Origin of the sequence: Angustibacter luteus, assembly GCF_039541115.1 — a bacterium.
Classification (GTDB): Bacteria; Actinomycetota; Actinomycetes; order Actinomycetales; family Angustibacteraceae; genus Angustibacter; species Angustibacter luteus.
The window spans coordinates 123,009-148,104 of the sequence record NZ_BAABFP010000002.1; the positions used below are offsets into that span (position 1 = coordinate 123,009).

Annotated in this window: 27 protein-coding genes; 5 read left to right on the forward strand and 22 right to left on the reverse strand. The window is 74.2% G+C overall.

Going from position 1 to position 25,096, the window contains the following annotated elements:
* Nucleotides 1–11 precede the first annotated feature (11 nt).
* The 7 genes from ABEB17_RS00645 to ABEB17_RS00675 all read right to left on the reverse strand — a co-directional run bounded on the left by ABEB17_RS00645 (nucleotide 12) and on the right by ABEB17_RS00675 (nucleotide 9,979).
* Complete coding sequence (locus ABEB17_RS00645) at nucleotides 12–2,360, reverse strand: [protein-PII] uridylyltransferase (RefSeq protein WP_345714619.1); 2,349 nt, start codon at nucleotides 2,358–2,360, stop codon at nucleotides 12–14.
* A 28-nt stretch (nucleotides 2,361–2,388) separates the two neighbouring features.
* Nucleotides 2,389–2,727 carry a P-II family nitrogen regulator gene (locus tag ABEB17_RS00650; protein ID WP_345714620.1) on the reverse strand — a complete coding sequence of 113 codons (339 nt, stop codon included), beginning with the start codon at nucleotides 2,725–2,727 and terminating at the stop codon, nucleotides 2,389–2,391.
* Entirely contained in the window at nucleotides 2,724–4,085 is a 1,362-nt protein-coding gene (locus ABEB17_RS00655) for an ammonium transporter (RefSeq protein WP_345714621.1), read from the reverse strand. The genes ABEB17_RS00650 and ABEB17_RS00655 overlap by 4 nt, the downstream gene beginning before the upstream one ends.
* A 192-nt stretch (nucleotides 4,086–4,277) precedes the next feature.
* Nucleotides 4,278–5,468 (reverse strand): signal recognition particle-docking protein FtsY, encoded by a 1,191-nt coding sequence (gene ftsY, locus ABEB17_RS00660; RefSeq protein WP_345714622.1) that lies wholly within the window; start codon nucleotides 5,466–5,468, stop codon nucleotides 4,278–4,280.
* 102 nt (nucleotides 5,469–5,570) lie between these two features.
* Nucleotides 5,571–5,930: a hypothetical protein gene (locus ABEB17_RS00665; RefSeq protein ID WP_345714623.1), complete on the reverse strand. Its 360-nt coding sequence runs from the start codon at nucleotides 5,928–5,930 to the stop codon at nucleotides 5,571–5,573.
* A gap of 86 nt (nucleotides 5,931–6,016) precedes the next feature.
* Nucleotides 6,017–9,607: a chromosome segregation protein SMC gene (gene smc / locus ABEB17_RS00670; RefSeq protein ID WP_345714624.1), complete on the reverse strand. Its 3,591-nt coding sequence runs from the start codon at nucleotides 9,605–9,607 to the stop codon at nucleotides 6,017–6,019.
* 78 nt (nucleotides 9,608–9,685) lie between these two features.
* The gene (locus ABEB17_RS00675; protein ID WP_345714625.1) at nucleotides 9,686–9,979 is read right to left on the reverse strand and encodes an acylphosphatase; all 294 of its coding nucleotides are present in this window, start codon (nucleotides 9,977–9,979) and stop codon (nucleotides 9,686–9,688) included.
* A gap of 58 nt (nucleotides 9,980–10,037) precedes the next feature.
* Between ABEB17_RS00675 and ABEB17_RS00680 the strand changes: the two genes are divergently transcribed.
* The gene (locus tag ABEB17_RS00680) at nucleotides 10,038–10,238 is read left to right on the forward strand and encodes a hypothetical protein (protein ID WP_345714626.1); all 201 of its coding nucleotides are present in this window, start codon (nucleotides 10,038–10,040) and stop codon (nucleotides 10,236–10,238) included.
* Between the two features lie 9 nt (nucleotides 10,239–10,247).
* On the opposite strand, the gene ABEB17_RS00685 is transcribed toward ABEB17_RS00680, so the two are convergent.
* The 3 genes from ABEB17_RS00685 to ABEB17_RS00695 are packed head-to-tail and all read right to left on the reverse strand — an operon-like array spanning nucleotide 10,248 to nucleotide 12,204.
* Complete coding sequence (locus tag ABEB17_RS00685; protein ID WP_345714627.1) at nucleotides 10,248–10,565, reverse strand: hypothetical protein; 318 nt, start codon at nucleotides 10,563–10,565, stop codon at nucleotides 10,248–10,250.
* Nucleotides 10,562–11,929 carry a DUF4331 domain-containing protein gene (locus ABEB17_RS00690; RefSeq protein WP_345714628.1) on the reverse strand — a complete coding sequence of 456 codons (1,368 nt, stop codon included), beginning with the start codon at nucleotides 11,927–11,929 and terminating at the stop codon, nucleotides 10,562–10,564. Before ABEB17_RS00690 ends, ABEB17_RS00685 begins: the two co-directional genes overlap by 4 nt.
* Nucleotides 11,929–12,204 (reverse strand): hypothetical protein, encoded by a 276-nt coding sequence (locus tag ABEB17_RS00695; RefSeq protein WP_345714629.1) that lies wholly within the window; start codon nucleotides 12,202–12,204, stop codon nucleotides 11,929–11,931. The genes ABEB17_RS00690 and ABEB17_RS00695 overlap by 1 nt, the downstream gene beginning before the upstream one ends.
* A 156-nt stretch (nucleotides 12,205–12,360) precedes the next feature.
* Here ABEB17_RS00695 and ABEB17_RS00700 point away from each other — a divergent pair, with 156 nt between their 5' ends.
* Nucleotides 12,361–13,227 carry a GNAT family N-acetyltransferase gene (locus ABEB17_RS00700; RefSeq protein ID WP_345714630.1) on the forward strand — a complete coding sequence of 289 codons (867 nt, stop codon included), beginning with the start codon at nucleotides 12,361–12,363 and terminating at the stop codon, nucleotides 13,225–13,227.
* Between the two features lie 14 nt (nucleotides 13,228–13,241).
* Here ABEB17_RS00700 and ABEB17_RS00705 read toward each other — a convergent pair whose 3' ends face one another.
* The 10 genes from ABEB17_RS00705 to ABEB17_RS00750 form a co-directional block, all read right to left on the reverse strand.
* The gene (locus ABEB17_RS00705) at nucleotides 13,242–13,472 is read right to left on the reverse strand and encodes a hypothetical protein (protein ID WP_345714631.1); all 231 of its coding nucleotides are present in this window, start codon (nucleotides 13,470–13,472) and stop codon (nucleotides 13,242–13,244) included.
* A 106-nt stretch (nucleotides 13,473–13,578) separates the two neighbouring features.
* A complete protein-coding gene (gene mutM / locus ABEB17_RS00710; RefSeq protein ID WP_345714633.1) occupies nucleotides 13,579–14,490 on the reverse strand; it encodes a bifunctional DNA-formamidopyrimidine glycosylase/DNA-(apurinic or apyrimidinic site) lyase in 912 nt (303 codons plus the stop codon).
* Entirely contained in the window at nucleotides 14,483–15,190 is a 708-nt protein-coding gene (gene rnc, locus ABEB17_RS00715) for a ribonuclease III (RefSeq protein WP_378227107.1), read from the reverse strand. Before rnc ends, mutM begins: the two co-directional genes overlap by 8 nt.
* 13 nt (nucleotides 15,191–15,203) lie before the next feature.
* Complete coding sequence (rpmF, locus tag ABEB17_RS00720; protein ID WP_345714635.1) at nucleotides 15,204–15,398, reverse strand: 50S ribosomal protein L32; 195 nt, start codon at nucleotides 15,396–15,398, stop codon at nucleotides 15,204–15,206.
* 1 nt (nucleotide 15,399) lies between these two features.
* Complete coding sequence (locus ABEB17_RS00725) at nucleotides 15,400–15,981, reverse strand: YceD family protein (protein ID WP_345715756.1); 582 nt, start codon at nucleotides 15,979–15,981, stop codon at nucleotides 15,400–15,402.
* A 55-nt stretch (nucleotides 15,982–16,036) separates the two neighbouring features.
* A complete protein-coding gene (locus ABEB17_RS00730; RefSeq protein WP_345714636.1) occupies nucleotides 16,037–16,693 on the reverse strand; it encodes a hypothetical protein in 657 nt (218 codons plus the stop codon).
* Between the two features lie 16 nt (nucleotides 16,694–16,709).
* On the reverse strand, nucleotides 16,710–17,231 hold the full coding sequence (gene coaD, locus ABEB17_RS00735; RefSeq protein WP_345714637.1) for a pantetheine-phosphate adenylyltransferase: 522 nt from the start codon (nucleotides 17,229–17,231) through the stop codon (nucleotides 16,710–16,712).
* Nucleotides 17,232–17,240: 9 nt separating this feature from the next.
* Complete coding sequence (gene rsmD / locus ABEB17_RS00740) at nucleotides 17,241–17,807, reverse strand: 16S rRNA (guanine(966)-N(2))-methyltransferase RsmD (protein WP_345714638.1); 567 nt, start codon at nucleotides 17,805–17,807, stop codon at nucleotides 17,241–17,243.
* Nucleotides 17,807–19,996, reverse strand: a complete 2,190-nt coding sequence (gene recG / locus ABEB17_RS00745; protein WP_345714639.1) for an ATP-dependent DNA helicase RecG — start codon at nucleotides 19,994–19,996, stop codon at nucleotides 17,807–17,809. Before recG ends, rsmD begins: the two co-directional genes overlap by 1 nt.
* Nucleotides 19,993–21,597 (reverse strand): DAK2 domain-containing protein, encoded by a 1,605-nt coding sequence (locus tag ABEB17_RS00750; RefSeq protein ID WP_345714640.1) that lies wholly within the window; start codon nucleotides 21,595–21,597, stop codon nucleotides 19,993–19,995. The genes recG and ABEB17_RS00750 overlap by 4 nt, the downstream gene beginning before the upstream one ends.
* A gap of 181 nt (nucleotides 21,598–21,778) precedes the next feature.
* Between ABEB17_RS00750 and rpmB the strand changes: the two genes are divergently transcribed.
* Nucleotides 21,779–21,973, forward strand: a complete 195-nt coding sequence (gene rpmB / locus ABEB17_RS00755) for a 50S ribosomal protein L28 (RefSeq protein WP_345714641.1) — start codon at nucleotides 21,779–21,781, stop codon at nucleotides 21,971–21,973.
* A 198-nt stretch (nucleotides 21,974–22,171) separates the two neighbouring features.
* Here the strand turns inward: rpmB and ABEB17_RS00760 are convergent, their stop codons facing one another.
* The gene (locus tag ABEB17_RS00760) at nucleotides 22,172–23,164 is read right to left on the reverse strand and encodes a thiamine-phosphate kinase (RefSeq protein WP_345714642.1); all 993 of its coding nucleotides are present in this window, start codon (nucleotides 23,162–23,164) and stop codon (nucleotides 22,172–22,174) included.
* Between the two features lie 70 nt (nucleotides 23,165–23,234).
* On the opposite strand from ABEB17_RS00760, the gene ABEB17_RS00765 reads away from it, so the two are divergent.
* Together ABEB17_RS00765 and ABEB17_RS00770 are read left to right on the forward strand one after the other, a co-directional pair.
* Nucleotides 23,235–23,468, forward strand: coding sequence for an Lrp/AsnC family transcriptional regulator (locus ABEB17_RS00765; RefSeq protein WP_345714643.1), 234 nt, complete (start codon nucleotides 23,235–23,237; stop codon nucleotides 23,466–23,468).
* On the forward strand, nucleotides 23,447–23,920 hold the full coding sequence (locus ABEB17_RS00770; protein ID WP_345714644.1) for a DUF3515 family protein: 474 nt from the start codon (nucleotides 23,447–23,449) through the stop codon (nucleotides 23,918–23,920). The genes ABEB17_RS00765 and ABEB17_RS00770 overlap by 22 nt, the downstream gene beginning before the upstream one ends.
* Before the next feature lies 1 nt (nucleotide 23,921).
* Here the strand turns inward: ABEB17_RS00770 and ABEB17_RS00775 are convergent, their stop codons facing one another.
* Nucleotides 23,922–25,076: a D-alanine--D-alanine ligase family protein gene (locus ABEB17_RS00775; protein ID WP_345714645.1), complete on the reverse strand. Its 1,155-nt coding sequence runs from the start codon at nucleotides 25,074–25,076 to the stop codon at nucleotides 23,922–23,924.
* Between the last annotated feature and the right edge of the window lie 20 nt (nucleotides 25,077–25,096).

Consider the following 25,096-nt stretch of genomic DNA (forward strand, 5'->3'; position numbering starts at 1 on the left):
CGGAGGGCCGGTCAGCGCACCTCGGCCGCATCGACCAGCGCGGCGACCACCCGGGCCACCCGCGGAGGGTCGAGCTGACCCTTGCCGGCCTCGGCCAGGTAGAGCGTGTCGACCGCCTGACCGGCGTGGGTGGCGACGTGCGCCGACCGGACGTCGACCCCGGCCGCCGCGAGCGCGTGACCGAGCGCGTGCAGCAGTCCGGGCCGGTCCGCGGCCCGCACCTCGACGACGGTCGCGTGCTCGGAGGCCCCGGGCACCAGCACGACCCGCGGCTGTGCCGGCACGTGCCGCGGCTGGACGTAGGCGGAGTCGCGGCGGCGCAACCGGTCCAGCACGCTCTGGTCACCGTCGGCCATCCGGCGCAGCGCCAGGGTCAGCGTGGTCACCGGCGGCAGGTCGCCGTAGGGGGCCGTGACCCACCAGCTGTCCACCGCGATCTCGTCGACGGTACGGACCAGCGCCGAGCGGACCGACAGCCCGTGCGAGGCGAGCAGCCCCGCGACGTCGCCGAACAGGCCGAGCCGATCCCTGGAGACGACGGTGACCACGTGCATGCCGTCCACCTGGTCGACGTCCACCAGCGGCGCACCGTCCGCGCGCACCCGCTCGAGGAGCTCGCCCTCGCGCTCGGTCAACGGCGCCGGCTCCGGGACCCCGGCGCCGGTCAGCACGGACCGGGCCCGCGAGACCAGGTCGTCGACCAGCCGGGCTCGCCAGGCGCTCCAGGCGGCGGGGCCGGCGGCGATCGCGTCGGCCTCGGTGAGGGCCCGCAGCAGGTCCAACACGTCGGAGCGCCCGTCGACGGCGGCCACCACGGCCTCGACCGTGCGGGGGTCGTCGGGGTCGCGGCGGGTGGCGAGGTCCACCAGCGTGAGGTGCTCGCGCACCAGTCGTTCGATGACGTCGACGTCGCCCGGCGCGAAGCCGAGGTGGGCGGCGGCCTTGCGCGCCAGCGGCGCGCCGGTTGCGCTGTGGTCCGCCGCTCCCGGCAGCTTGCCGAGGTCGTGCAGCAGGCCGGCCACCAGCAGCAGGTCCGGCCGGTCGACGTCGCGCAGGGACCGCCCGCACTCGACGACCGTCTCGACCAGGTGCCGGTCGACGGTGTGCCGGTGCACGGCGTTGCGCTGGGGTCGCGAGCGCACCCCGGCCCAGCCGGGCACCCACTGCTGCACCACACCTGCGAGGTCGAGCGCCTCCCACACCTGGACCAGCGCGGGTCCCGACCCGAGCAGCTCGAGGAACGCCTCGCGGGCCGGTGCGGGCCACGGCTCGGGCAGGGGCGCGGCGTCGGCCGCCAGGTGGGTCACGGTGACCGGCGAGAGCGGCAGCGCGTGCTGGGCCGCGGTGGCGGCGGCGCGCAGCGCGAGCACCGGGTCCTGGCTCGGGCGGACGCCGGCGCCGAGCACCAGCTCGCCGTCGTGCTCGACGAGCCCGTGGCCGAGAGGGCGCAGCTGGGGACGGCGCGGGCCGCGGCGCAGCCGCCGGGTCGGCACGGCCTGCCGGGCCCGGCGCACGGTGATGTCCACGGCGTACGAGATGGTCCGGGCGGCGCCCGAGACGCGGGTCAGCAGGTCGTCCGCGTCGTCCGCGCCGACGAGCCCGGCGACGGTGTCCTGCTCGGCGAGCACGAGCGTGTCGGTGGCCCGTCCGGTCACCACCTGAAGAGCGTCCCGGACGTCGAGCAGCACCCGCTGGGCGTCGTCCACCGGCGCGTGCGGCCGGTCGGCCAGCCAGGACGCCGAGAGCGCGCGGAGAAGGGTGACGTCACGCAACCCGCCGCGGCTCTCCTTCAGATCGGGTTCGAGCAGGAACATGGCCTCGCCGAACCGCTCGGCCCGCTCCTCGAGGGCCCGCAGCAGCTCGGGCAGCCGGCGTCGAGCGGCACCCCGCCAGTCGTCCAGCAGCCGGCTGCGGGTGGCCGCGACGAGCTCCGGGTCACCGGCCACGACCCGGAGGTCGAGCAGTCCCACCCCGGCGGCCAGGTCGTGTCCACCCACGTCCCGGCACTGGGCCGGCGTCCGGACGGAGTGGTCGAGCTTCACCCCGGCGTCCCACACCGGGTACCAGATGCGCTCGGCGAGCTCGGCCACCTCACCCATGGACAGCGTGTGCCCGTCGTGCAGCAGCACCAGGTCGAGGTCGGACGCCGGCCCGGCCTCGCCGCGGGCCAGCGACCCCACCGCGGTGAGGGCGACTCCCGCCTCCGCGGCCGGGCTGCCCTCGGTCGCGCTGGCCCACAGGTCGCAGAGCCACCCGTCCACCAGCTCGGTGAGCGCCTGCCGGCGACCCGCCCCGTCGTGGCTGTGCCACGACGGGGAACGGGCCGCCGACGTCAGACGCTCGGCGCGCAGGTCACGCACCAGTCCCCCCCTCGGCACGGCACGAACCTCAGATCGCGTCGAGGCCGTGCTCGCCGGTGCGAACCCGAGCGACGTCATCCACCGGCGTCGTCCACACCTTGCCGTCACCGATCCGACCGGTCTGGGCACTCTTGACGAGCACCTCGACCACGTCGGCGGCCTCACCGTCGTCCACCAGGACCTCCAGCCGCACCTTGGGCACCAGGTCGACCGTGTACTCGGCCCCCCGGTAGACCTCGGTGTGCCCACGCTGACGGCCGTACCCGCTGGCCTCGCTGACGGTCATGCCCTGCACCCCGAAGGACTCCAGGGCACTCTTCACGTCATCGAGCTTGTGCGGCTTGATGATGGCTGTGACGAGCTTCATGCGGTCACCTCCGAGTCGGAACGTGCTGCCGATGCGCTGCCGACCGAGGGCCGGAAGCCGCCGCCACCCACGGGCGTGAGGTCGTACGCGGTCTCAGCGTGCACGACGCTGTCGATCCCCATCGACTCGGACTCCTCGTCGAGACGGAAGCCCATGGTCTTGTCGATGATCGTGCCGATGATGTAGGCCAGCACGAACGAGTACACCAGCACCGCACCCGCACCGACGGCCTGGCGCCACAGCTGGTCGACACCGCCGCCGTAGAACAGGCCGTTGACGCCGGCCGGGGCCACGTCGGTGGCCAGGAAGCCCACCAGCAGGGTGCCGACGAGACCGCCGACCAGGTGCACGCCGACGACGTCGAGGCTGTCGTCGAAGCCGAAGCGGAACTTCAGCCCGACGGCGAGCGCACAGGCGACCGCGGTCACGAAGCCGAGGATGATCGCGCCGACCGGGTTGACCGAGGAGCAGGACGGCGTGATGCCGACCAGGCCCGCGACCACACCGGACGCCGCACCGAGGCTGGTGGAGTGGCCGTCCCGGATCTTCTCCACGAGCAGCCAGCCCAGCATCGCGGCACCGGTGGCGACGAACGTGTTGATCCAGGCCACACCGGCGGTGCCGTTGGCGGCGACGGCGGAGCCGGCGTTGAAGCCGAACCAGCCGAACCACAGCAGCCCGGCACCGATCATGACCAGCGTCAGGTTGTGCGGGCGGATGGGCTCCTTGGGCCAGCCGAGCCGCTTGCCCAGCACGAAGGCCAGCGCCAGGCCGGCAGCGCCGGCGTTGATGTGCACCGCGGTTCCACCGGCGAAGTCGATCGCCTTGAGCTGGTTGGCGATCCAGCCGCCCTTGGAGTCGGGGCCGGCGGTGACGCCGTCGAACGCGAACACCCAGTGCGCGACCGGGAAGTACACGATCGTGCCCCAGATGGCGGCGAAGGTCATCCAGGCGCCGAACTTCGCGCGGTCCGCGATGGCACCCGAGATCAGGGCGACCGTGATGACCGCGAAGACCGCCTGGAAGCCGACGAACACCGGGGCCGGGATGGTGCCGACGAGGTGCGTCGCGACGCCCAGGTCGTCACCGGTGCCGGTGCCGATCAGCCCCTTGAGCCCGAAGAACTCGGTCGGCGAGCCGACGAGGCCGTGGAAGATGTCGTTGCCGAAGGCCATCGAGTAGCCGAACATGACCCACAGCACGCTGATCAGGCCGAGCGCGCCGTAGCTCATCATCATCATGTTGAGAACGCTCTTCGTGCGGACCATGCCGCCGTAGAAGAGCGCCAGACCGGGAGCGGTCATGGCCAGCACCAGGGCGGCGCTGGTCATGAGCCACGCGGTGTCACCGGTGTCCATGGGACCTCCGTGCAGATCGGGCCGGCAGCAGCTTGCCGGTCGAGGTGGCGTCGGTGGCACGACGGGCGCGCCTGACCTGCGTCAGCCTGCTGAAGCCCTGTTTCGCCCACACCTGCGCTGCGTTACGGGGATGTGACGAAGTCCCCCTTCGTGTGAATCCCCTGTTGCGCGCGGTGACGTGCGTGTGACGGCTCAGGCGAGCAGCGCGTCGACGAACTCCTCGGCGTCGAAGGGTGCCAGGTCGTCCGGCCCCTCACCCAGCCCGACCAGCTTCACCGGCACGCCCAGCTCGCGCTGCACGGCGACGACGATGCCGCCCTTGGCGGTGCCGTCCAGCTTGGTCAGCACGATCCCGGTGATGTTCACGACCTCGCTGAACACCTTGGCCTGGCGCATCCCGTTCTGGCCGGTGGTGGCGTCCAGCACCAGCAGCACCTCGTCGACCGGGGAGCGCTTCTCGATGACGCGCTTGACCTTGCCGAGCTCGTCCATCAGGCCGGCCTTGTTCTGCAGCCGTCCCGCGGTGTCGATCAGGACGACGTCCGCCTCGGCCTCGATACCCGCGTTGACGGCGTCGAACGCCACCGCGGCGGGGTCCGCGCCGTCCCGGTCCGAGCGGATGGTCGGCACCCCGACCCGCGCCCCCCAGGTCTCCAGCTGGTCCGCCGCGGCGGCGCGGAACGTGTCGGCCGCGCCGAGGACGACGTCCTTGTCCTGTGCGACGAGCACGCGGGCGAGCTTGCCGACCGTGGTGGTCTTGCCGGTGCCGTTGACCCCGACGACCAGGACGACGGCCGGCCGGCCGAGACCGCCGCCGACGGCGAGCTCACGGTCCATCGTCGGGTCGACCAGGGCGACCAGCTCGGTGCGCAGGGCCGCGCGCAGTCCGGCGGGGTCGGCGACGCCGTCCACCTTGACGTGGGTGCGCAGCCGCGCGACCAGCTCGGTGGTCGGTCCGACGCCGAGGTCGGCGGCCAGCAGGGTCTCCTCGACCTCGTCCCAGGTCTGCTCGTCGATCGTGTCGCGGGACAGCAGCGCGAGCAGGCCGTGACCGAGGGCCGTGTTGGACCGGGCCAGGCGAGCGCGCAACCGGTGCAGGCGGCCGCGGGGCTCGTCCGGGTGCTCGATGGGCGGCAGCGCCTCGAGCTCGTCGCCCAGCTCCGGCTCCCGGTCCAGGACGTCGACGTCCTGCACGCTGCGCTTCGGCGCGTCCCGCGGCGGGGTGGCGTCGTCACCGACGCCGGGCGCGTAGTCCGTGCCGGGCCGGGGCGCGGACGGTGCCTGCGGGGCCTTGCCGCCGCGGCCGCGCAGCAGGGCGAGGCCGGCCCCGGCGAGAACGGCGATCGCAACGGCCAGGACGATGATGAGGGTCAACGGGTCCACGAGGAGCGATCCTCGCAGACGCCCCCGTCAGCTCGCCGCTCGCGTCCGAACGGATGGCACCTGTAGCCGCGAACGGTTCGGACGCAGGGGGGTGAGGGCGCGTCAGGAGGCGCGGTGCTGCGCGGCGACGTCCGGCTGCTGGTCGAGCTGCTCGCGCAGGTCGATCGCCGGCGGGGCAGCGGCGGGGACGGCGGTGTGGACGGCGGTGTGGACGGCGGTGTGGACCGCGGCGGGTTGGTCCTCCGTGCGGCTGGGCACCGGCAGCCGGTCGGCCAGGTCACCGACCTTGTCGCGAGCCACGCCCACGGCGTCCACCGTCTTGTCGAAGGCTGCCTGGACGAGCTGCTCGCCCTCGCGGGACAGCACCTCGCGGCCCTCGCGGCGGGCCGGGATCGCGACGAGCGCGACCACGACGGCCGAGATGAGCAGCGCGACGAGCATGCCGACGATCACCACAGTCATGCCTCTACCGTGCCGCACACGGGCGGATCGGCCAAATCGCCACGCGCTGGGGGGCACGCGACATCGGTCACACTGAGTGAGCCGAATCAGGCGCTGCTGGCCTCGCGCAGGCGTTGGCTCACCACAGTGGTCACACCGTCACCACGCATCGTGACGCCGTACAGCGCGTCGGCGACCTCCATCGTCCGCTTCTGATGGGTGATCACGATCAGCTGGCTGGACTCGCGCAGCTCCTCCATGATCACGATCAGCCGGCCCAGGTTGGTGTCGTCGAGGGCGGCCTCCACCTCGTCCATCACGTAGAACGGGCTCGGTCGAGCCTTGAAGATCGCGACGAGCAGCGCCACCGCCGTCAGCGAGCGCTCCCCACCGGACAGCAGCGAGAGCCGCTTGACCTTCTTGCCCGGCGGGCGCGCCTCGACCTCGATCCCGGTGGTGAGCATGTCGTCGGGGTCGGTCAGCACCAGCCGGCCCTCACCACCGGGAAAGAGCCGGGCGAAGACGCGTTCGAACTGCGCCGCGGTGTCGTGGTAGGCCGCCGTGAAGACCTGCTCGACCCGCTGGTCGACCTCCTTGACGATGTCCATCAGGTCGGTGCGGCTGCGACCGAGGTCGGCGAGCTGCTCGGTGAGGAACTTGTGCCGCTCCTCCAGGGCCGAGTACTCCTCCAGCGCCAGCGGGTTCACCCGGCCGAGCAGGGCCAGCGCGCGCTCGGCCTTGCGCAGCCGCTTCTCCTGCTGCTCGCGCACGTAGGGGGCCGGCTCCGGCGCCGTCTCGGGCTCCGGGTCACCGGGGACCGGGACGGACGGCGGCACCAGCTGGTGCGGCCCGTACTCCTCGACCAGCACGTCGGGGTCGATGCCGAGCTCCTCGACGGCCTTGGCCTGCAGCGTCTCGATGCGCAGCCGCTGCTGCGTGCGCGCGACCTCGTCCTTGTGCACCGAGTCCGTCAGCTCGCGCAGCTCGTCCTCGCGCTGGCGCAGCTGCCCGCGCACGTCGGCCAGCTCCGCCTCGCGGTGCGAGCGCGCGGTCTGCGCGGCGTCGCGCTCCCGCGTCGCCACGTCCAGCGAACGGCTGAGCAGGTCGTGGGTGTACGTCGCGGCCACCTGGACGGCGTGCGCGACCTCCGCCTCGCGCTGGCGACGGGCCAGCCGCTGCGCGGCGCGCTCGCGAGCCTGGTGCTCCTCGCGGACCGCCTGCTCCAGCGCCTCGGCCCGCGCGGTCACCGCCCGGCCCCGTTCCTCGGCGGTGCGCAGGGCGAGCCGGGCCTCGGTCTCCGCAGCGCGGGCAGCGCTGGACGCCGCGTCGAGGCGGTCCCGCTCAGCGCTGGACGGCTCGCCCTCCAGCTCGGGCTCCTGCTCGGCCGCGGCGAGCCGCTGCTCCAGCTCGGCCAGCGCCGCCCGGTCGGCGTCCAGCGCCTGCGCGGCGGTCTCCGCTGCGCGCCGGGACCGCTCGGCCTCCGCGTGCGCGGAGCGAACGGCGGCACCGAGCTGCCCCAGCCGCTCGGCCACGGCGGCGTGCTGGGCGTCGGAGTCGTGCAGCCGCTCCAGCGCTGCCTCCACCCGGTCGAGCGCGTCCTGCGCGGACTGCTGGGCCGCGGCGAGGGCGAACCGGGCCTGCTCGGCGCGGCGGGTGGCCGACGCGGCGTTGTCACCGGCCTCGTCGGCGGCGGCCTGCACCTCGAGCAGGCTCGGCGCACTGGCCGACCCACCCCGCACGAGTCCGGGAGCGAGCACGTCGCCGTCCGCGGTCACCGCGGTGCAGTCCGGCAGCGCCCGGACCAGCGCGGTCGCCGCGTCGAGGTCGGGCACGACCGCGACCCGGCGCAGCAGCTGCTCCAGCGACGCGCGGACCGACTCGGGGGCCTGGACGAGCTCGCGGGCCCAGCGGGCACCGCCCGGCAGCGCGGGCCAGCGGCTCGGGTCGTCGGCCGGCGGCACGGCGCCGCTCGGGTGCCCGGCACCGACCACGAGGCCGGCCTGCCCGGCGTCCTTGCTGCGCAGCATCCGCAGGGCGGAGACGGCAGTGTCCAACGAGTCCACGGCCACCGCATCCGCGGCGGCACCGAGCGCGGCGGCCACGGCCTGCTCGTGGCCCGCCTCGACGGTCAGCAGCGTGGCGACCGAGCCCAGCACCCCGGACAGCTGGTCGCTGGCGGCCAGCAGCTCGCCGCCGCCGTCCTTGCGGGCCAGACCGAGCTCGAGCGCCTCGCGGCGGGCCGTCCAGGTGGCGCGCTCGCGCTCGGCGACCCGCTCGGCGTCGCGCAGCCGCTCGACCTCGGCCTCGGCGCGCTCGAGCGTCGCGCTGGCCTGCTCGTGCTCGGCGTCCAGTCCCTGCTCGCCACGCTCCACGCCAGCGACCTGACCCTCGAGCGCGGTGAACTCGCGCTCTGCGTCCGCCCCTCGGGCCTGCGCCTCGGCGGTGGCCTCGGAGAGCCGCCCGACCTCAGCCTGCGCGGCCTCGATCCGGCTGCGCCGGGCGGCTACCTGGCCGGACAGCCGGGCCAGGCCCTCGCGACGGTCGGCCGCAGCGCGCTGGCGCACCGCCAGCTCCTTCTGTGCCTGGGCGAGCGCCTGCTCGAGCCCCGCCCGCTCCTCGACCGCCGCGGTGAGCACCTCGCGGTGGCCGGCGATCTCGTCGCCCAGCGCCCGCTCCTGCTCACGCAGCTCGCCCGCCTGGGCGGCCAGCTGCTCGGGATCGCGTCCGCTGGGCTGGCCGGCGTCGGTGTCGCTGGCCAGCAGCCGCAGCCGCTCACGGGCCACGCCCTCGGTGGAGCGCAGCCGCTCGCGCAGGCTGGACAGCCGGTACCAGGTCTCCTGCGCACGGGCCAGGGTCGGCGCCTCGGCCTGGCTGACCTGCTCGAGGTGGGACACCCGCTCGCGGGCCTGGCCCAGCACATGCTCGACCTCGGCCCGGCGGGCCCGCAACGCGGTCTCGTCGGCCACCTCGGCCTCGAGCGTGCCGGTCAGCTGCACCAGGTCGTCGGCGAGCAGCCGCAGCCGCGCGTCGCGCAGGTCGGTCTGCACCACGACCGCCTTGCGGGCCACCTCGGCCTGGCGGCCCAGCGGCCCGAGCTGGCGCCGGATCTCCGACGTCAGGTCGCTGACCCGGGTCAGGTTCGCCTGCATCGCCTCGAGCTTGCGAAGCGCCTTCTCCTTGCGCTTGCGGTGCTTCAGGACGCCGGCGGCCTCCTCGATGAACCCGCGTCGCTCCTCGGGCGTGGCGCGCAGCACGGCGTCCAGCTGGCCCTGCCCGACGATGACGTGCATCTCGCGGCCGATGCCCGAGTCCGACAGCAGCTCCTGGACGTCCAGCAGCCGGCACGCCGTGCCGTTGATCGTGTACTCGGAGCCGCCGCCGCGGAACATCGTCCGCGAGATGGTCACCTCGGAGTACTCGATCGGCAGGGCACCGTCGGTGTTGTCGATGGTCAGGCTGACCTCGGCCCGGCCCAGCGGCGGACGCCCCGAGGTGCCGGCGAAGATGACGTCCTCCATCTTGCCGCCGCGCAGGCTCTTGGCCCCCTGCTCGCCCATCACCCAGGACAGGGCGTCGACGACGTTCGACTTGCCGGAGCCGTTCGGGCCCACGACGCAGGTGATCCCCGGTTCGAGGTTCAGCGTCGTGGCGGACGCGAAGGACTTGAATCCCCGCAGGGTGAGGCTCTTGAGATACACCGGGCGCTCGCTCCTGGCCGACTGTGGTGCTGGATCTGGGTCGTGCGGTACGGGGAAGTGCCCGTCAGCCTAACCCCCTCACCGCTCCACGAACCCGATCGTCCCGGGGCGCGCCGCGGACCACTGGTCGGTGACCCCGGTGACCTCACCCGGACGGCGCAGGGAAGACGGCTGCTCACCGAGCAGCGCCAGCAGCCGCTCGCAGGCCGGGCGCGGTCCCTCGGCGACCACCTGGACCCGACCGTCCGGCAGGTTGCTGGCGAAGCCGACCAGGCCCAGCTCGAGCGCCCGGGCCCGGGTCCACCAGCGGAACCCCACGCCCTGCACGCTGCCTCGCACGAAGGCACTGAGCCGGACGTCGTCGGAGGGCATCGCGCCACGGTAGCGCCGCGCCGCGCCGACCTCGCCGGCCGCTGCGACGATGGCCAGGATGAGCCCGACACCGCACCCAGGACCGCTCGCGCAGGAGCCCTGCCAGAGCCGCTGCCACTGGCTGCCCGTCGAGCAGACGACCCGGCTCCCCCGGCTGGCCTGCACCGGCTGCGGGTCCCAGTGGGACCGCTCGCAGGCCTGGACCCCGCGCGACCTCGACGGGTCGATCCCGCCCGGCGTCCAGGACCTGCGCGGCTGACCGGCGGGCTCAGACCGTCCAGTGCGCGTGCGTGATGACGCCGTCGGCGACGTCCACCTCCTGGTGCGCGACGCCGTCCTCGTCCCAGAGCACGTACCGACCGGGGGCCAGGACGGGGTACACCGCGGCGTACACGGTGCGCCCGCCCATGTCGCGGGGCAGCACGGCGACGTGCCGACGGCGACCGCCCTCGGCCGGGGTGATGTCCAGCTCGGCGCCGTCCATCTCAGGGCCGGTCCACAGCAGCAGGGCACCCACGCCGTGGCCGACCTCGACAGCCACCGGACCCTGCCCGGCGCCCGCGGTGTGCGAGTGCTCGCCGCTCATGACGCGGCCGCCGTGTGCGCGCTGTAGCCGTCGTGCGGCGTCGCCAGGTACGGGAACGAGGACTTGAAGGTCGGGGTCTCCAGCTGGTCGGTGACCAGCCCCGCGGCGTCGTCCGGCGTGAAGGCCGGATCGACCAGCGGGATCGTCAGGCCGGCCAGCGCGCGCAGCTCGATGGTGAACACGTCGTCGATCGGACGCCGTCCGTTCGGGAAGCCGGCCAGGTCGCCGCCCAGCACTCCCAGCGGCGACGGCTTGGCCGACGGACGGATGGCCACGTTGAGCCGCAGCAGGTCGGCCTGCCGGGTCCCCGTGAACGTCTGCAGCCCGTCGACCACGCCCGACGGCAGACCGGTGAGCAGGATCGCGGCCAGGTCGGCCCGCGGCTTGGTGTAGGCCGCCAGCCTCGGGAACACGTCCGGGTAGAGCACCGGCAGCAGCGCAGAGACCTCCGGCTGCAGCACGCCCTGGGCGAAGTTGCGGTCGTGCTCGGGGTCGCTGCGGTTCCAGGCGTCCTTGCGCACCATCGGCACCAGCACCTCGTTGAACAGCGGGTTGCCGAGCCGCGAGACCTGCTGCCAGGACCCGTGCGAGCGGTCGTGCGCGGGGTTGTCGTCCAGCAGGCGGGCGCGGCGCCGGCTCGCCGAGGTGTAGACCCCGATCACCGAGCGCGCGTCGTTCACCTCGCGCGGCGTGCTGCCGTCCCGGGTGAGCGACGAGATCGGCAGCCGGAGCGCGATGGTGTGCACGTTCAGCCCCGCCAGGGTGTTGACCGACTTGGCCGCCGGGGACCGGAACCGGTGCAGGTTCTGGAACGGGCGCAGCGCGAGGAGGTCGAACACCGAGCCGAGGTCGACGTAGAACCCGTCGGCGCGGGGACCGGCGAACACGGTGCCGCCGCCGGGCAGGCTGCGGATCGCCGCCCGGGACAGGTCCCGGTATGCCGGCATGCTGCGTGGGCCCACGTTGGCCGGCGCCACCGGCACGTCCTTCGCCAGGACGGTGCGCCGGCCGTGCGCCTCACGGGTCAGCGTGTACGTCTGGTACCGGTTGAGGTTCGGGCTGTCCAGCGAGTCCACCGGTCCGGTGTTGTAGAGGAACGTGTTCCGGTTGCGCACGTGCGTCGTGAACTCGAGCGCGAAGGTGAGGTCGGTGCGGGCGTCGCCGCCGTTGCTGACGTGGATCGCGTAGCGCACGTCGTCCCCGAACTCGAAGAAGTTGGGACCCCCGGCCGGGTCCTGCAACGGCACGTAGTTGGCCAGGATGGTGACCATCCGCGGCTGCTCCGGGTCGACGAACGCGTACAGGTCGCTCGAGTCGGCGACCGGGTCCTTGCTGATCTCGGGCGCTTCGCGGTGCGAGGACATCAGCGCACCTGACCCGTCAGTCGGCGAGCCAGGTCGTGGTCGGTGAGCACGACCTCGTCGTCACCGCGCATGACGGTGACCTGGCCGGAGTCGGCGTCGGAGACGTAGGCGACGACCGGTCCGGGCGTCGACGAGCCGGGCGGTCGCGTGGAGCTCGGGTCCGCGTCGGGGCCGGCGACGGCGGTCGCCGGTGCTGCGCCGGCGGCGGCCGCGGTGCCGACCGCGGCGGCGGCGCCGGTGCCGATGAGAAACGTCCTGCGGGTGTGCTCGTTCATGGTGCTTCCCCGGTCTGCTCTGCAGTGACGGCGTCGGACGGCGCCGCATCACCCGTTCGGAGCAGTCGGCCGTGCGGATGGGTCCGGATCTGGTCGCGTGCGTCCGGGTGCTGGACCCGGTTCCCGCGCCGGTCGAGGACGCCTAGGCTCACCAGGATGCGCACCCGACCGGCCACGCTGGACGACGTCCCGGCCCTGACTGCTCTGCAGGGTCGGTGGGACACGCACTGGTTCGGCGCTCCGGAGCACGACGAGTCCGAGCTGCGGCTGTCCTTCGACCGGGTGGACCCGCTCGACGAGTGCAGCCGGCTGGTGCTGGACGAGGACGGCACCCCGGTGGCGGCGGCGTGGTGGTGGGGCAATGACTCGCACCTGACGGTGGATCCCGGGCTCGAGCCGGGGGCCGTGTACGCCGACCTGCTCGGCTGGCTGCGGGCCGGCGGGGCGCAGGTGGTGGAGGTGCTGTCGACCGACGACCAGCAGGAGGCCGCCCTGCAGGCCGACGGGTGGGTCTACCAGCTCTCCTCGTTCGAGCTGCTGCGCGAGGTCACCCCGGACTGGCAGCTGGCCGAACCGACCTGGCCCGAGGGGGTGCGGACCGCACCGCTGGGACCGGACGACGCCGCCGCGGCGCACGACCTCATCTACCGGCAGGCGGGGTGGGCCCAGATCCCGGGGCACGGCGAGCGGGACCTGCAGGAGTGGCTCGGGCTGTTCCTGGGCGAGGACGTGCCGCGCGACCAACAGGTCCTCGCGCTGGAGGGAGACCGGCTCGTCGGCGTCGCGCTGGGCCGGACGTTCTCGGACGGCACCGGCTGGGTGTCCCAGCTGGCCGTGCCGGCCCCGGACCGCGGCCGCGGGCTGGGACGCGCCCTGCTGCTGGAGGCGCTACGTCGCCAGGTGGACGCCGGCGCGCAGCGGCTCGGGCTCGGGGTGTCGGCGCAGAACCCCGACGCGCTGCGCCTCTACCTGGATATCGGGCTCGTGGTCGACCGGGAGTGGCGCAGCTACCGACCAGCCTGACGCTCCACCAGCAGTCAGTGGCTGCGGACGGTACTGACCGGGTGGACGACGAGGTGCGCCAGCCGGCTGCGCCAGCTGCGGCGGGCCGGCGAGTGGCTGACCTGCGGCACGACGGCCCGGTCGGGTGCGGCGAACGGTGAGGGCTGGGTGCGCCGGGTGGTGACGGCCGGCCGCTGGTACTGGCGCTGCGCGTCGTTCTTGAACAGCTGCTGGGCGATCACGCTGACGGGGTGCAGGGAAGCCATCGGGCTCATCTCCGAGGAGCTCACGGCCCGCCGCGGGATGCGGGAGCCACTGCCCAGACAGAGCCCGGCACCCGACGTCCTGATACGGAGTCTCCCGCCCGGTGCCTCACCAGTGCGCGTTGCGCGGCCTCGGCTGGCAGTGCGGGCAGGAGTAGCTGGAGCGGTTCATGAAGGCGTCCCGGCGGATCGGCGTGCCGCACCGCGGGCAGGGCTCGCCGACCTGGCCGTACGCGGCCAGCGACCGGTCGAAGTAGCCGCTCTCACCGTTGACGTTCACGTACAGCGCGTCGAACGACGTCCCGCCCTGGCCGAGCGCCTCGGCCATCACCTGCGCGGCGGCCTCGAGCACCCGGCGGGCCTCGGCCCGACGCAGGGTGCGGGTCGAGCGGGCCCCGTGCAGCTGGGCCCGCCAGAGCGCCTCGTCGGCGTAGATGTTGCCGATGCCCGAGACGAGCGTCTGGTCGAGCAGCGCCCGCTTGAGGCCGGTGTCCTTGCGCCGCAACGCCTCGACGACCGCGTCGAGGTCGTACGCCGGGTCGAGCGGGTCGCGGGCGATGTGCGCGACGGACGCCGGCACCGTCTCGTCGGCGCTCACCGACGGACCCGGCGCGACCGGCACCAGCGGCTCGAGGGCCATGCCGCCGAACGTCCGCTGGTCGACGAAGCGCAGGTCCGGGCCGCCGTCGGTGAAGGACAGCTCGACCCGCAGGTGCGGGTGCCGCGGGACGTCCGGGCTCGTGCCCGACTCGTGGACGAGCACCTGCCCGCTCATCCCCAGGTGGACGACGAGGGCCTCGTCGGGTGCCGGCTCGCCGTCCAGGTCGAACCACAGGTACTTGCCGCGGCGGCGGGCCGCCACCAGTCGCCGACCGGCCAGCCGGGACTGCAGGTCGGCCGCGCCGGGCAGGTGCCGGCGCACCGCGCGGGGGTGGTGGACGACGACCCGCTCGACCGTGCGTCCGACGGCGTGCCGCTCGACGCCGCGCCGGACGACCTCGACCTCGGGGAGCTCAGGCACCCGCGTCCGGGTGCCGCTCGTGCAGCGTGCTCCAGGCCGTAGCGGCCGCCTGCTGCTCGGCCTCCTTCTTGCTGCGCCCGGTGCCGTCGCCGAGCACCTCACCAGCCACCCGGGCCTGGGCCGTGAAGGTCTTCGCGTGGTCGGGGCCCTCTTCGGCGATGACGTACTCGGGCACGCCGAGGCCGGCGCTGGACGTCATCTCCTGCAGGCTGGTCTTCCAGTCCAGGCCCGCGCCCAGCTGGGCGGCCTGCTCGAGCAGCGGGTCGATCAACCGGTGGACCAGCGCGGCTGCCGCCGCCATCCCGCCGTCCAGGTAGACCGCGCCGAGCACGGCCTCGACGGTGTCGGCCAGGATCGAGGCCTTGTCCCGGCCGCCCGTGCTCTCCTCGCCGCGCCCCAGGTGCACGTACTGGCCGAGGCCGAGCGTGCGCCCGACACCGGCCAGCGCGCGCATGTTGACCACCGAGGCGCGCAGCTTCGCGAGCTGCCCCTCGGGCAGGTCGGGGTGCGTGCGGTAGAGCGTGTCCGTGACCACCAGGCCGAGCACCGAGTCCCCGAGGAACTCCAGGCGCTCGTTGGTGGGCAGCCCGCCGTTCTCGTAGGCGAAGCTGCGGTGGGTCAGCGCCCGCTCGAGCAAACCGGCATCGACCTGCAGACCAAGAACGGTCTGCAGGTCGGCGGCGTCAGCAGGGCGGGCCACCCGGGGGTGGTGATCAGCCCTGGTGCTCGGTGCGCTCGGCAGCGGCGTAGTGCCGGCCGGCGTAGGTGCCACAGCTCGGGCAGGCCACGTGCGGCTGCTTCGGCTCACGGCACTGCGGGCACGCGGACAGCGTGACCGCGGACGTCTTCCAGTTCGCCCGGCGGGACCGGGTGTTGGATCGCGACGTCTTCCGCTTCGGGACAGCCACGTCAGTTCTCTTCCTCGTCGTCGGTCGGCTCGCCCGCGGTCGGGGCCAGCCCTTGCAACGCGGCCCACCGGGGGTCGACCACGTCGTGGTGGTGGTTCGGGTCGTCCGCCAGGCGCGCTCCGCACTCGGAGCACAGTCCCGGACAGTCGGCCCGACACACCGGTTGGAACGGCAGCGCAGGCACCACAGCGTCCCTGAGCACGGGCTCGAAGTCGATCAGATCGCCTTCCAGCTCGCGCACGTCGTCCTCATCGACATCCTCCGGAGGCTGCTTGCCCGGGTAGGCGAACAGCTCCGTCACCGGGACCTCGAGCTCCTGCTCGAGGTCGGTGAGGCACCGAATGCACTCCCCGGTCGCGCTGCCGCGGACCGTGCCGGTCACGAGGACCCCCTCCATCACCGACTCCAGCCGCAGGTCCAGCCACAGGGGCGCACCTTCGGTGAAACCGATGACGTCGGTGCCCATCTCTGCCGGAGCCGGCACCTCACGGGAGTTCGTGATCATCGATCCCGGGCGTCGACCGAGCTCATGGACGTCGAGCACGAGTGGCGCACGGGGATCGAGGGAAATCGCGAGCTCCAGGAAGATGTCAGTTCCGGCCGGTCAGGGCCGACGTACCAGGCTACCGGACGAGCGCTCAGCGGCCCAACTCGTCGCGTCCGCCGCTCAGCAGGTCCTGGTCCGGCTCGGGCCACGCCGCCGGCCCGTCGCCCATGCCATCGCCCCTGCCGTCGCCCCTGCGCTGGTCCCGGTGGTCGTCCGTGCGCTCGTCCGCGCCGTCGTCCGTGGGGTCCTGCTGCACGCTGGCCAGGTCGGCGTCCGCGGTGAGCCCGTGCGCCCGGTCGGCGGCCACCCGCTCGGACAGGTGCTGGCGCCCCCGCTGGACCTGCTGCACGAGCTTGTCCAGGGTCACCTCGAACTCGCCGAGCTTGCGGTCCACGTAGTCGTCGGCCTCGGTGAGCAGCCGGGTCGCCTCGGCCTGGGCCTGGGTCTGGACCTGGGCGGCGCGGGCTCGGGCGGCCGTGACGACCTCGGTCTCCTCGACCAGCCGGTCGTGCTCCTCCTGGGCGCGGGCCAGCAGCTGCTCTGCCTCCTCGCGGCCCTGGTTGACGACCGCATCGCGGTCGGACAGCAGCAGGTCCGCGTGGTGCAGCTCCTCGGGCAGCAGCTCGCGCAGGTCGTCCAGCAGGGCGAGCAGCTCGGCGCGGTTGACCAGGGCGGACGCCGACATCGGCATCGCCCGCGCCTCCTCGACGTACTGGGTCACCTCGTCGAGCTTGCCGTGAACGTCCACTGCCACTTCCTCTCGCTCAGCGTTGGGCCTCGCGCCGGGCCACCAGAGCGTCACGGACGACGTCGGGCACCAGTCCGGACACGTCGCCACCGTAAGCGCTGACCTGGCGAACCAGCGTGCTCGACACGTGCTGCCAGCGCGGATCCGCCATGACGAACACGGTCTCCAGCCCGCTCAGGTGCCGGTTCATCAGCGCCATCGGCCGCTCGTACTCCAGGTCCGCGCCGCTGCGCAGGCCCTTCACGACGTGCGCCGCCCCGAGGTCGCGGCAGACGTCCACCAGCAGCCGGCCCCCGAACGCCTGCACGGACACCCCAGGCGCGTCGCCCAGGCTCGCGCGAAGCAGCTCCAGGCGGTGCTCGACCTCGAATGCGCCGCCCTTGTCCGGGTTGTGCAGGACGGCGACCACCACCTCGTCGAACAGTGCGGCCGCGCGCGCGACGACGTCCAGGTGACCGTTGGTGACCGGGTCGTAGGACCCCGGGACGACGCAGCGACGCCCGGTGGGGGCGCTCGGCGCGCTCAGGTCTGGCTGCACGCGCCGAACCTACCGCGCAGGACGGCCCGGGTCGGCGAACCAGAGCCGCGTCTCGCCGTAGCTGCGCTCGTCGCTGAGCACCAGCCCGGTCGGCCAGGCCGGCTCGGGGCTGCGCGCGGACCGCTCGACCACGACCACCGCCGCCTCGGCCAACCACCCGTTCGTCACGAGCAACCCGAGCACCGCGGCCAGGTCGTCCTCGCCCAGCGGGTAGGGCGGGTCGGCCAGCACCAGGTCGACCGGCGAGCCCGGCCGGGCGAGCACCCGGGCCACCGGTGCGGCCAGCACGCTGGCGCCGTTCAGCCCGAGTGTCTCGGCGTTGCGCCGGACCAGGGCCGCCGTCGCTCGGTCGCTCTCCACCAGCACCGCGCTGGCGGCCCCGCGACTGAGCGCCTCCAGGCCGAGCGCGCCCGAGCCCGCGTACAGGTCGAGCACCGCGGCGCCGCCCAGCACGCGGTGGTGCTCGAGCCGGCTGAACAGCGCCTCGCGGACCCGGTCGCTGGTCGGCCGGGTGTCCCGGCCGGCGGGCACCTGCAGCCGCCGCCCGCGGGCCACCCCGGCGATGATGCGCGTCATCAGCCGCGCTCCAGGTAGTCCTCGCGGTCGCCGCCGACGAGGTCGTCGATGGCCGCCGCCAGGGCCGGGTGCTCGGACAGGTCGGGATCGGCGTCCACGACCTGCTGAGCGTCCTCGCGGGCCATCACGATGACGTCCTCGTCGCGCAGCACCCGCAGCAGCCGCAGCGACGACCGGAAGCCGGACTGCGCCGCGCCGAGCACGTCACCCTCGCGGCGCTGCTCGAGGTCGACGCGGGACAGCGCGAACCCGTCGGTCGTCGCCGCGACGGCGTCCAACCGCTCGCGCGCCGGGGAGTCCGCGGGCGCCTCGGTGACCAGCAGCGCCAGGCCGGGCGCCGACCCGCGGCCGATCCGGCCGCGCAGCTGGTGCAGCTGGGAGATGCCGAACCGGTCGGCGTCCAGCACCACCATCGCGGTCGCGTTCGGGACGTCGACCCCGACCTCGATCACGGTCGTGGCCACCAGCACGTCGACCTGGCCGGCCGCGAACGCCGCCATGGTCGCCTCGCGCTCCTCGACGGGAAGCCGTCCGTGCAGCAGCTCGACCCGCAGCCCGGCCAACGCGGGCTCGGCGCGCAGCGACTCGATCACGTCGAGCACGGCCAGCGGCGGGCGGCGCGGCGCCGGCTCGTCCTCGCCGCCGACCGGCGCCAGGTCGTCGTCGGTCTCGCCGCCGCCGATCCGCGGGCACACCACGAACGCCTGGTGGCCGCCGGACACCTCCTCGCGGACCCGCTGCCAGGTGCGCGCCATCCAGGTCGGGTGGTCCCCCGGCACGACGTGCGTGGTGACCGGCGAACGACCGGGGGGCAGCTCGTCCAGGGTGGAGGTCTCCAGGTCGCCGAACACGGTCATCGCCACCGTGCGCGGGATCGGTGTGGCCGTCATGACCAGCAGGTGCGGCGGCGTGGAGCCCTTGGCGCGCAACGCATCCCGCTGCTCGACCCCGAACCGGTGCTGCTCGTCGACGACGACGAGACCGAGGTCGGCGAACTGCACGTGCTGCTGCAGGAGGGCGTGTGTTCCGACCACGATGCCCGCCTCGCCGCTGGCCGCCTCGAGCAGCATCCGGCGGCGCACCTGGGTGCTCTGCGACCCGGTCAGCAGGGCGACCCGGGTCGACACGTCGGCGCCGCCGAGCATGCCCGCCTCCGCGAGGTCGCCCAGCATCGTGGTGATCGATCGGTGGTGCTGGACGGCCAGCACCTCGGTCGGCGCGAGGAGCGCCGCCTGCCCGCCGGAGTCGACGACCGTGAGCATGGCCCGCAGCGCCACCAGCGTCTTGCCGGAGCCCACCTCCCCCTGCAGCAACCGGTGCATCGGCGCCGAGCCGGCGAGGTCGGCGGCCACCTGCTCCCCCACCCGCTGCTGACCGGCCGTCAGGCTGAACGGCAGGCGGGCGTCGAAGGTGGACAGCAGGCCATCGGCCCGCGGCAGCCGCGGCGTGGTCGCCAGCTCCGCGAGCGCCGCCCGCCGGCGCAGGAGCGCAGCCTGCAGGACGAAGGCCTCCTCGAACGTCAGCCGGGCGCGCGCCGTCATGGCTTCGGACAGGGTCGCTGGGTCGTGCACCGACCGCACGGCCTCGTCGATGCCGATCAGCTCGCGGCGCTCGCGCACCTCCGGCGGCAGCGGCTCCGGCAACGGCGGCAGCACGGCCACGATCGGCGCGATCGCGTTGCGCACCTGCCAGGACTGGATGCCCGCGCCCGCGGGGTAGATCGGGATCGGCTTCTCGGCGAGCGCCGCCGCGGCGTCCTCGTCGGCGTCCGGGAGGACGTCGTACACGGGGTGGGCGAGCTGACGGTGCCCCGAGTAGAGCCCGACCTTGCCGCTGAACAGCCCGACGGTGCCGACTGCGAGCTCGCGCTCGTACTTCTGCGCTGACCACTGCTTGGCAGCGAAGAACACCAGGTCGAGCGTGCCCCGGCCGTCTCCGATGCGGACCTGCACCCGGGCTCCGGTGCGGTTGCGCATGGAGTGCACCGTGACCTCGGTCACCTGGGCCAGCACGGTGACGTGCTCGTCCAGCGCGAGGCTGGACAGGTCGGTCAGCTCGCCGCGCTCGAGGTAGCGCCGCGGGTAGTGCCGCAGCAGCTGGCCGACCGTGCGGATGCCGAACTGCTTCTCCAGCGCGGCCGCCGCCTTGGCGCCCACCCGGCGCCCCACCGGGACGTCGAGCTCGTTCACTCGAGCCCCAGCAGGAGCGGATAGCCCTGCTGCCCGCCGTCCACCACGCTGACCTCGATGTCGCGGCGGGTGGCCCGGACCTCGTCGACGACCGCCTGCGCGAGGCGGCTGGACGTCGGGTCGTTCCCGGTCACGACGGTCAGCAGCTCGCCGCCCGCGGACAGCAGCCGGGACAGCACCGCCCGGGCCACCTGGGCCAGGTCGGCGCCGACCTCGACGACGTCGCCGTCCACCAGCCCGAGCCCGTCGCCGACCCGGCACCAGCCGGCCGACGTCAGGGCGTCGCGGGTCGCGACCGTCACGCCGCCGTGCCTCGTCGCGGCCGCCGCGGCGGCCATCCGCACCAGGTCCTCGCCGGCAGAACCGCTCGGGTCGTGCACGGCGATCGCGGCCAGCCCCTGCACCGCGGCGCGGGTGGGCAGCACCGCCACCTGCACGCCCTCATCCCGGGCCGCGGAGGCCGCCGCGTTCGCGGCGGCCAGGGTGTCGGGGTCGTTGGGCAGCAGCACGACCGAGGGGGCACCGGCAGCCCGGACGGCGTCGAGCAGCTCGGCCGTCGAGGCGCGCCGGCCCGGTCCGCTGTGCACGACGGTGGCGCCGCACTCCTCGAACAGCCGGGCCAGCCCTGGCCCGGCCGCGCCGGCCACCACGGCGAGCCCTGCGCTCGCGCCGGTCGCGAGCGCGCGTCGCTCCCGCTGGGCGGCGAAGGTGGTGACCCGGATGCGGTGCGGTCGTCCGGCGGCCATCCCGGCCTCGATCGCCGCTCCGACGTCGTCGGTGTGCACGTGGACGTTCCACAGCCCGGCGCCGCCGACGACGACCACGGCGTCGCCGAGCCCGTCGAGTGCGGCGCGAAGTGCGGGGACGGCCTCGTGCTCGGCGTCCAGCAGGTACATCACCTCGTGCGCGGGTCCGCCGGCCTCGAGGTCGCCGCAGCTCTCGGCGGCGCTGCGCCCGCCGGTCGGTCGTGGGCGCTGGCGCACCATCCGACGCCCGGACAGCGTGCCGGCGAGCGCCTCGAGCAGCACCACGACACCCAGCGCGCCGGCGTCCACGACACCGGCGCGGCTGAGCGGCTCGAGCTGCTCGGTGGTGGCGGCCAGGGCGGCGCGGGCCGCACTGAGCGCGTGCTCGACGGCGCCCGCCGGATCCGCGTCCGGGTAGTCCTGGGCGGCGTCGCTGGCGGCCCGCACGACGGTGAGCATGGTCCCCTCGACCGGGCGCCCGACGGCGGCGTACGCCTGGTCGGTGGCCCGTCCCATCGCGGCTCGAACGGTGTCGGCGCCGCCGTCCGGGCGCTCGGTCAGCACGTCCGCCCAGCCCCGCAGCAGCTGGCTGAGGATGACGCCGGAGTTGCCGCGCGCACCGAGCAGGGCGCCGCGGGCGAAGGCGTCGGCGACCGCGGCCAGGTCCGCGCCGTCCGGGAGCTCCTCGACCGCGGCCACGGCGGCCTCGACGGTCAGGTACATGTTGGTGCCGGTGTCGCCGTCCGGGACCGGGAAGACGTTCAACCCGTCGATCTCGTCCCGGCGGTCCCCGAGGTGCTCCAGCGCGACGATCCCCCAGCGTCGGGCCGCGCGGGCGTCCAGGTGGTCGAGCACGGTGGAAGGCTAGCCTGCCGCCTGCCCGGCACCGCCGGTTTGGGCTAGTGGCCCGCTGTCGGATACGCTGTATCGGCTGCCCGAAGGCTCGGGCACTTTCGCGCGTCCCGCTCGCACATCACGTGCGTTCCTGCGGCTGGCGCGCGGACCACCGACAGAACCAGTGATCAGGAGAACACCCGTGGCTGCCAACTGCGACGTCTGCGGCAAGGGGCCGGGTTTCGGTCATTCCATCTCGCACTCGCACCGTCGGACCAAGCGTCGCTGGAACCCGAACATCCAGCGCGTGCGCGCCAAGGTCGGCGCGGCCGGTGTGACGCCGAAGCGTCTGAACGTGTGCACGTCCTGCCTGAAGGCGGGCAAGGTCACTCGCTGACCTGCTGAGCTCGTACGGCCGAGGGCCGGTCCCCGCATCGGGGGCCGGCCCTCGACCTGTTTGCCCCACCACCCGCCGTGATCATGCACGTTCGCCCCACCGGGCGGCCCACCCCTCCGCCGTGATCATGCACGTTCGCCCCGGCCCGCAGCACCCGGGTGGGCGAACGTGCATGATCACGGCGGGGGTGGGGTGGGGTCAGGGGCGGAAGTGGTCCCAGCCGAGGGTGTCGAGCGGCTCGCCGTCCAGCAGGACGTCCGGTCGCCCGATGACCCGCGGCAGCACCTCGCCGACCGGCACGAAACCGACCGGGGGCTCGACGCCAGGGGGGAAGGTCGCCGCGAGCGCGTGGTCCTCGCCCCCGCCGAGCACCCAGCGCATCGCATCCGTCTCCGGTCGCCCGAGCGCGGTGTTGGCCGGCCACAGGGGGCGGGCGAAGGCGTCCGCCGCCAGGTTCCAGTCCAGGTCGATGGTGACACCGCTCGCCCGGGCCACCCGGCCCAGGTCGCGCACGAGCCCATCACTGACGTCGAGCATGGACGTCGCCCCCGCGACGGCCGCTGCCACCCCGGCGGCGTAGGGCGGGGTCGGGCGTCGGTGCGCCGCCACGAGCTCGGGGGCCACGTCGCCGCGCCCGAGCTCGAGCAGCTCCCAGCCGGCGCCGGACCGGCCGAGGGCCCCGGCGACGGCCACCACGTCCCCCGGGCGCGCACCGGACCGCAGCACCGGGGCACGGCCCTGCAGGTCGCCCAGGGCGGTCACCGACACCACGATCACCGGTCCGGAGGACAGGTCGCCGCCCACCACCCCCGCGCCCGTCCCGGCGCAGGCAGCGGCCAGCCCGTCGGCCAGCCCCAGCGCCCAGGCCACCTCGAGCTCCGGCGGCGCGACCAACCCGACCAGCAGCGCGGTCGGCACCGCCCCCATCGCGGCGACGTCCGCCAAGTTCTGGGCGGCCGCCTTCCAGCCGACGTCTGGTGCGCTGGACCAGTCCCGGCGGAAGTCCCGGCCCTCGACCAGCACGTCGGTCGTGGCCACCACCCGCCCATCCGGCGCGGCCACCACCGCGGTGTCGTCGCCGGGCCCGAGCAGGGTGGCGGCGGCGACCGGCAGGCGCGGGAAGATCAGCCGCAGCAGGCCGTCCTCCCCCACGTCGGAAAGACGGGACGGGCCCGAATCGTCAACTGGCACGTCGGGCACGGTAGCGTTCGCTTCGACGCGGGGCAGTGGGCACCGCACGAACCCCCTGGAGGACGCGGTGGTGGTGCAGGCCTACATCCTCATCCAGACCGAGGTCGGCAAGGCCGCCACGGTCGCCGAGACGATCGCCGGCATCTCCGGCGTCACCCTCGCCGAGGACGTCACCGGCCCCTACGACGTCATCGCGCGGGTCGAGGCCCGCAACGTGGACGAGCTGGGCAAGCTCGTGATCGCCAAGATCCAGGACGTCGCCGGCATCACCCGCACGCTGACGTGCACCGTCGTCCACGTCTGATCCTCGCCCTCTCGCTGCTCGCCGCGGCGGCCCTGGTCGCCGTGGCGCTCACCTGGTGGTGGACCGGCCGGCCGCTGTCCGTCACAGCGCCGGCGAACGCGGCCGATCCGGCCTGCGCGGCGATGGCCGCGCGGCTGCCGAGCCAGGTCCACGGGCAGGACCGGGTCGAGACGACGTCGGACTCCCCGGCCGTCGCGGCCTGGGGTGACCCCGCGGTCATCTGGCGCTGCGGCGTCGCACCGCCCGGACCGACCACCGACGAGTGCCTCGACGTGAACGGCGTCGACTGGGTGGCGCACCCGCTCGCCGACGGGACGTCGTTCACCACCTACGGGCGCGACCCGGCCGTGCAGGTGCTCGTCCCGAAGCACTACGCGCCCGAGCCGCTGCTGCTGCCGCCGCTGTCGGGCGTCGCGGCGACCCTGCCGCAGGGCGGGCGCCGCTGCAGCTGACTCAGCGCAGGCCGGTGGGTCGGCGCAGGGCGAGCTGGATGAGCCGGTCCACCAGGGCCGGGTAGTCGACGCCGGACACGGCCCACAGCTGCGGGTACATCGAGTGCGGGGTGAACCCGGGCATCGTGTTGATCTCGTTGACCACGACGTCGCCGTCGCTGGTCCAGAACACGTCGACGCGGGCCAGCCCCTCGCAGCCCATCACGTCGAACGCCTGCACCGAGAGCTCCTGCACGCGGTCGCGGACGTCGTCCGGCACGTCGGCGGGCGCGCTGAGCCGGACGTTGCCGGAGTCGATGTACTTGGCCTCGAAGTCGTAGAACGCGTGGCCGGACACCACCTCGATCTCGCCGAGCGCGCTGGCCCGCGGCGTTCCGTCGAGGTCCTGGAGCACCCCGCACTCCAGCTCCCGGCCGACGATGGCGGCCTCGACGACGACCTTGGGGTCGTGCTCACGGGCGGCTTCGATCGCGGGAACCAGCCCGGCGACGTCATCCACCTTGGACACGCCCATGCTCGACCCGGCCCGGGCCGGCTTGACGAACAGCGGGAACCCGAGGCGTTGCACCCGCTCCAGCACGGCGTCGCGGTCCCCGACCCACTGCCGTGGCGTGATGACCTCGTAGGGGCCGATCGGCAACCCGTGCCCGGCCAGCAGGACCTTCATGTAGTGCTTGTCCATGCCCGCGGCGGACGCCAGGACCCCCGAGCCCACGTAGGGCACGTCGCCCAGCTCGAGCAGACCTTGCAGCGTGCCGTCCTCGCCGAACGGCCCGTGCAGCAACGGGAACACGACGTCCACGTCGCCGAGCGTGGCCGGCACCTCGCCGGGCCGCAGCGCGACCAGCGCACGGTCGGTGGTGCTGGTCGGCACCACGACGCCGGGCCCGCTGGTGTCGACCTCGGGCAGCTCGTGGCCGTGGGCCTCGAGCGCCGCCGGGTCGTCCGCGGCCAGCACCCAGCGCCCGTCCTGGGCGATGCCCACGGGGACGACGTCGTACCGGTCGCGGTCGAGTGCGCGCAGCACACCGGCCGCCGTCATGCAGCTGATCGCGTGCTCGCTGGACCGGCCGCCGAACACGACGGCCACCCTCGGCCGTCGCGGCGGGGTGGTGCTGGGCTGCTGGCTCGGCTGGGAGCTGGTGTCGTCGGTCATCGCCGACCGACCTTACCCGG

Bases quoted from the DNA above. Each gene is read 5' to 3' on its own strand.
- ABEB17_RS00650 (WP_345714620.1), bottom strand. From the start codon at position 2,727: ATGAAGCTCGTCACAGCCATCATCAAGCCGCACAAGCTCGATGACGTG.
- ABEB17_RS00655 (WP_345714621.1), bottom strand. From the start codon at position 4,085: ATGGACACCGGTGACACCGCGTGGCTCATGACCAGCGCCGCCCTGGTG.
- ABEB17_RS00665 (WP_345714623.1), bottom strand. From the start codon at position 5,930: ATGACTGTGGTGATCGTCGGCATGCTCGTCGCGCTGCTCATCTCGGCC.
- ABEB17_RS00675 (WP_345714625.1), bottom strand. From the start codon at position 9,979: ATGCCCTCCGACGACGTCCGGCTCAGTGCCTTCGTGCGAGGCAGCGTG.
- ABEB17_RS00680 (WP_345714626.1), top strand. From the start codon at position 10,038: ATGAGCCCGACACCGCACCCAGGACCGCTCGCGCAGGAGCCCTGCCAG.
- ABEB17_RS00685 (WP_345714627.1), bottom strand. From the start codon at position 10,565: ATGAGCGGCGAGCACTCGCACACCGCGGGCGCCGGGCAGGGTCCGGTG.
- ABEB17_RS00690 (WP_345714628.1), bottom strand. From the start codon at position 11,929: ATGTCCTCGCACCGCGAAGCGCCCGAGATCAGCAAGGACCCGGTCGCC.
- ABEB17_RS00695 (WP_345714629.1), bottom strand. From the start codon at position 12,204: ATGAACGAGCACACCCGCAGGACGTTTCTCATCGGCACCGGCGCCGCC.
- ABEB17_RS00700 (WP_345714630.1), top strand. From the start codon at position 12,361: ATGCGCACCCGACCGGCCACGCTGGACGACGTCCCGGCCCTGACTGCT.
- ABEB17_RS00705 (WP_345714631.1), bottom strand. From the start codon at position 13,472: ATGGCTTCCCTGCACCCCGTCAGCGTGATCGCCCAGCAGCTGTTCAAG.
- rsmD (WP_345714638.1), bottom strand. From the start codon at position 17,807: ATGACGCGCATCATCGCCGGGGTGGCCCGCGGGCGGCGGCTGCAGGTG.
- ABEB17_RS00775 (WP_345714645.1), bottom strand. From the start codon at position 25,076: ATGACCGACGACACCAGCTCCCAGCCGAGCCAGCAGCCCAGCACCACC.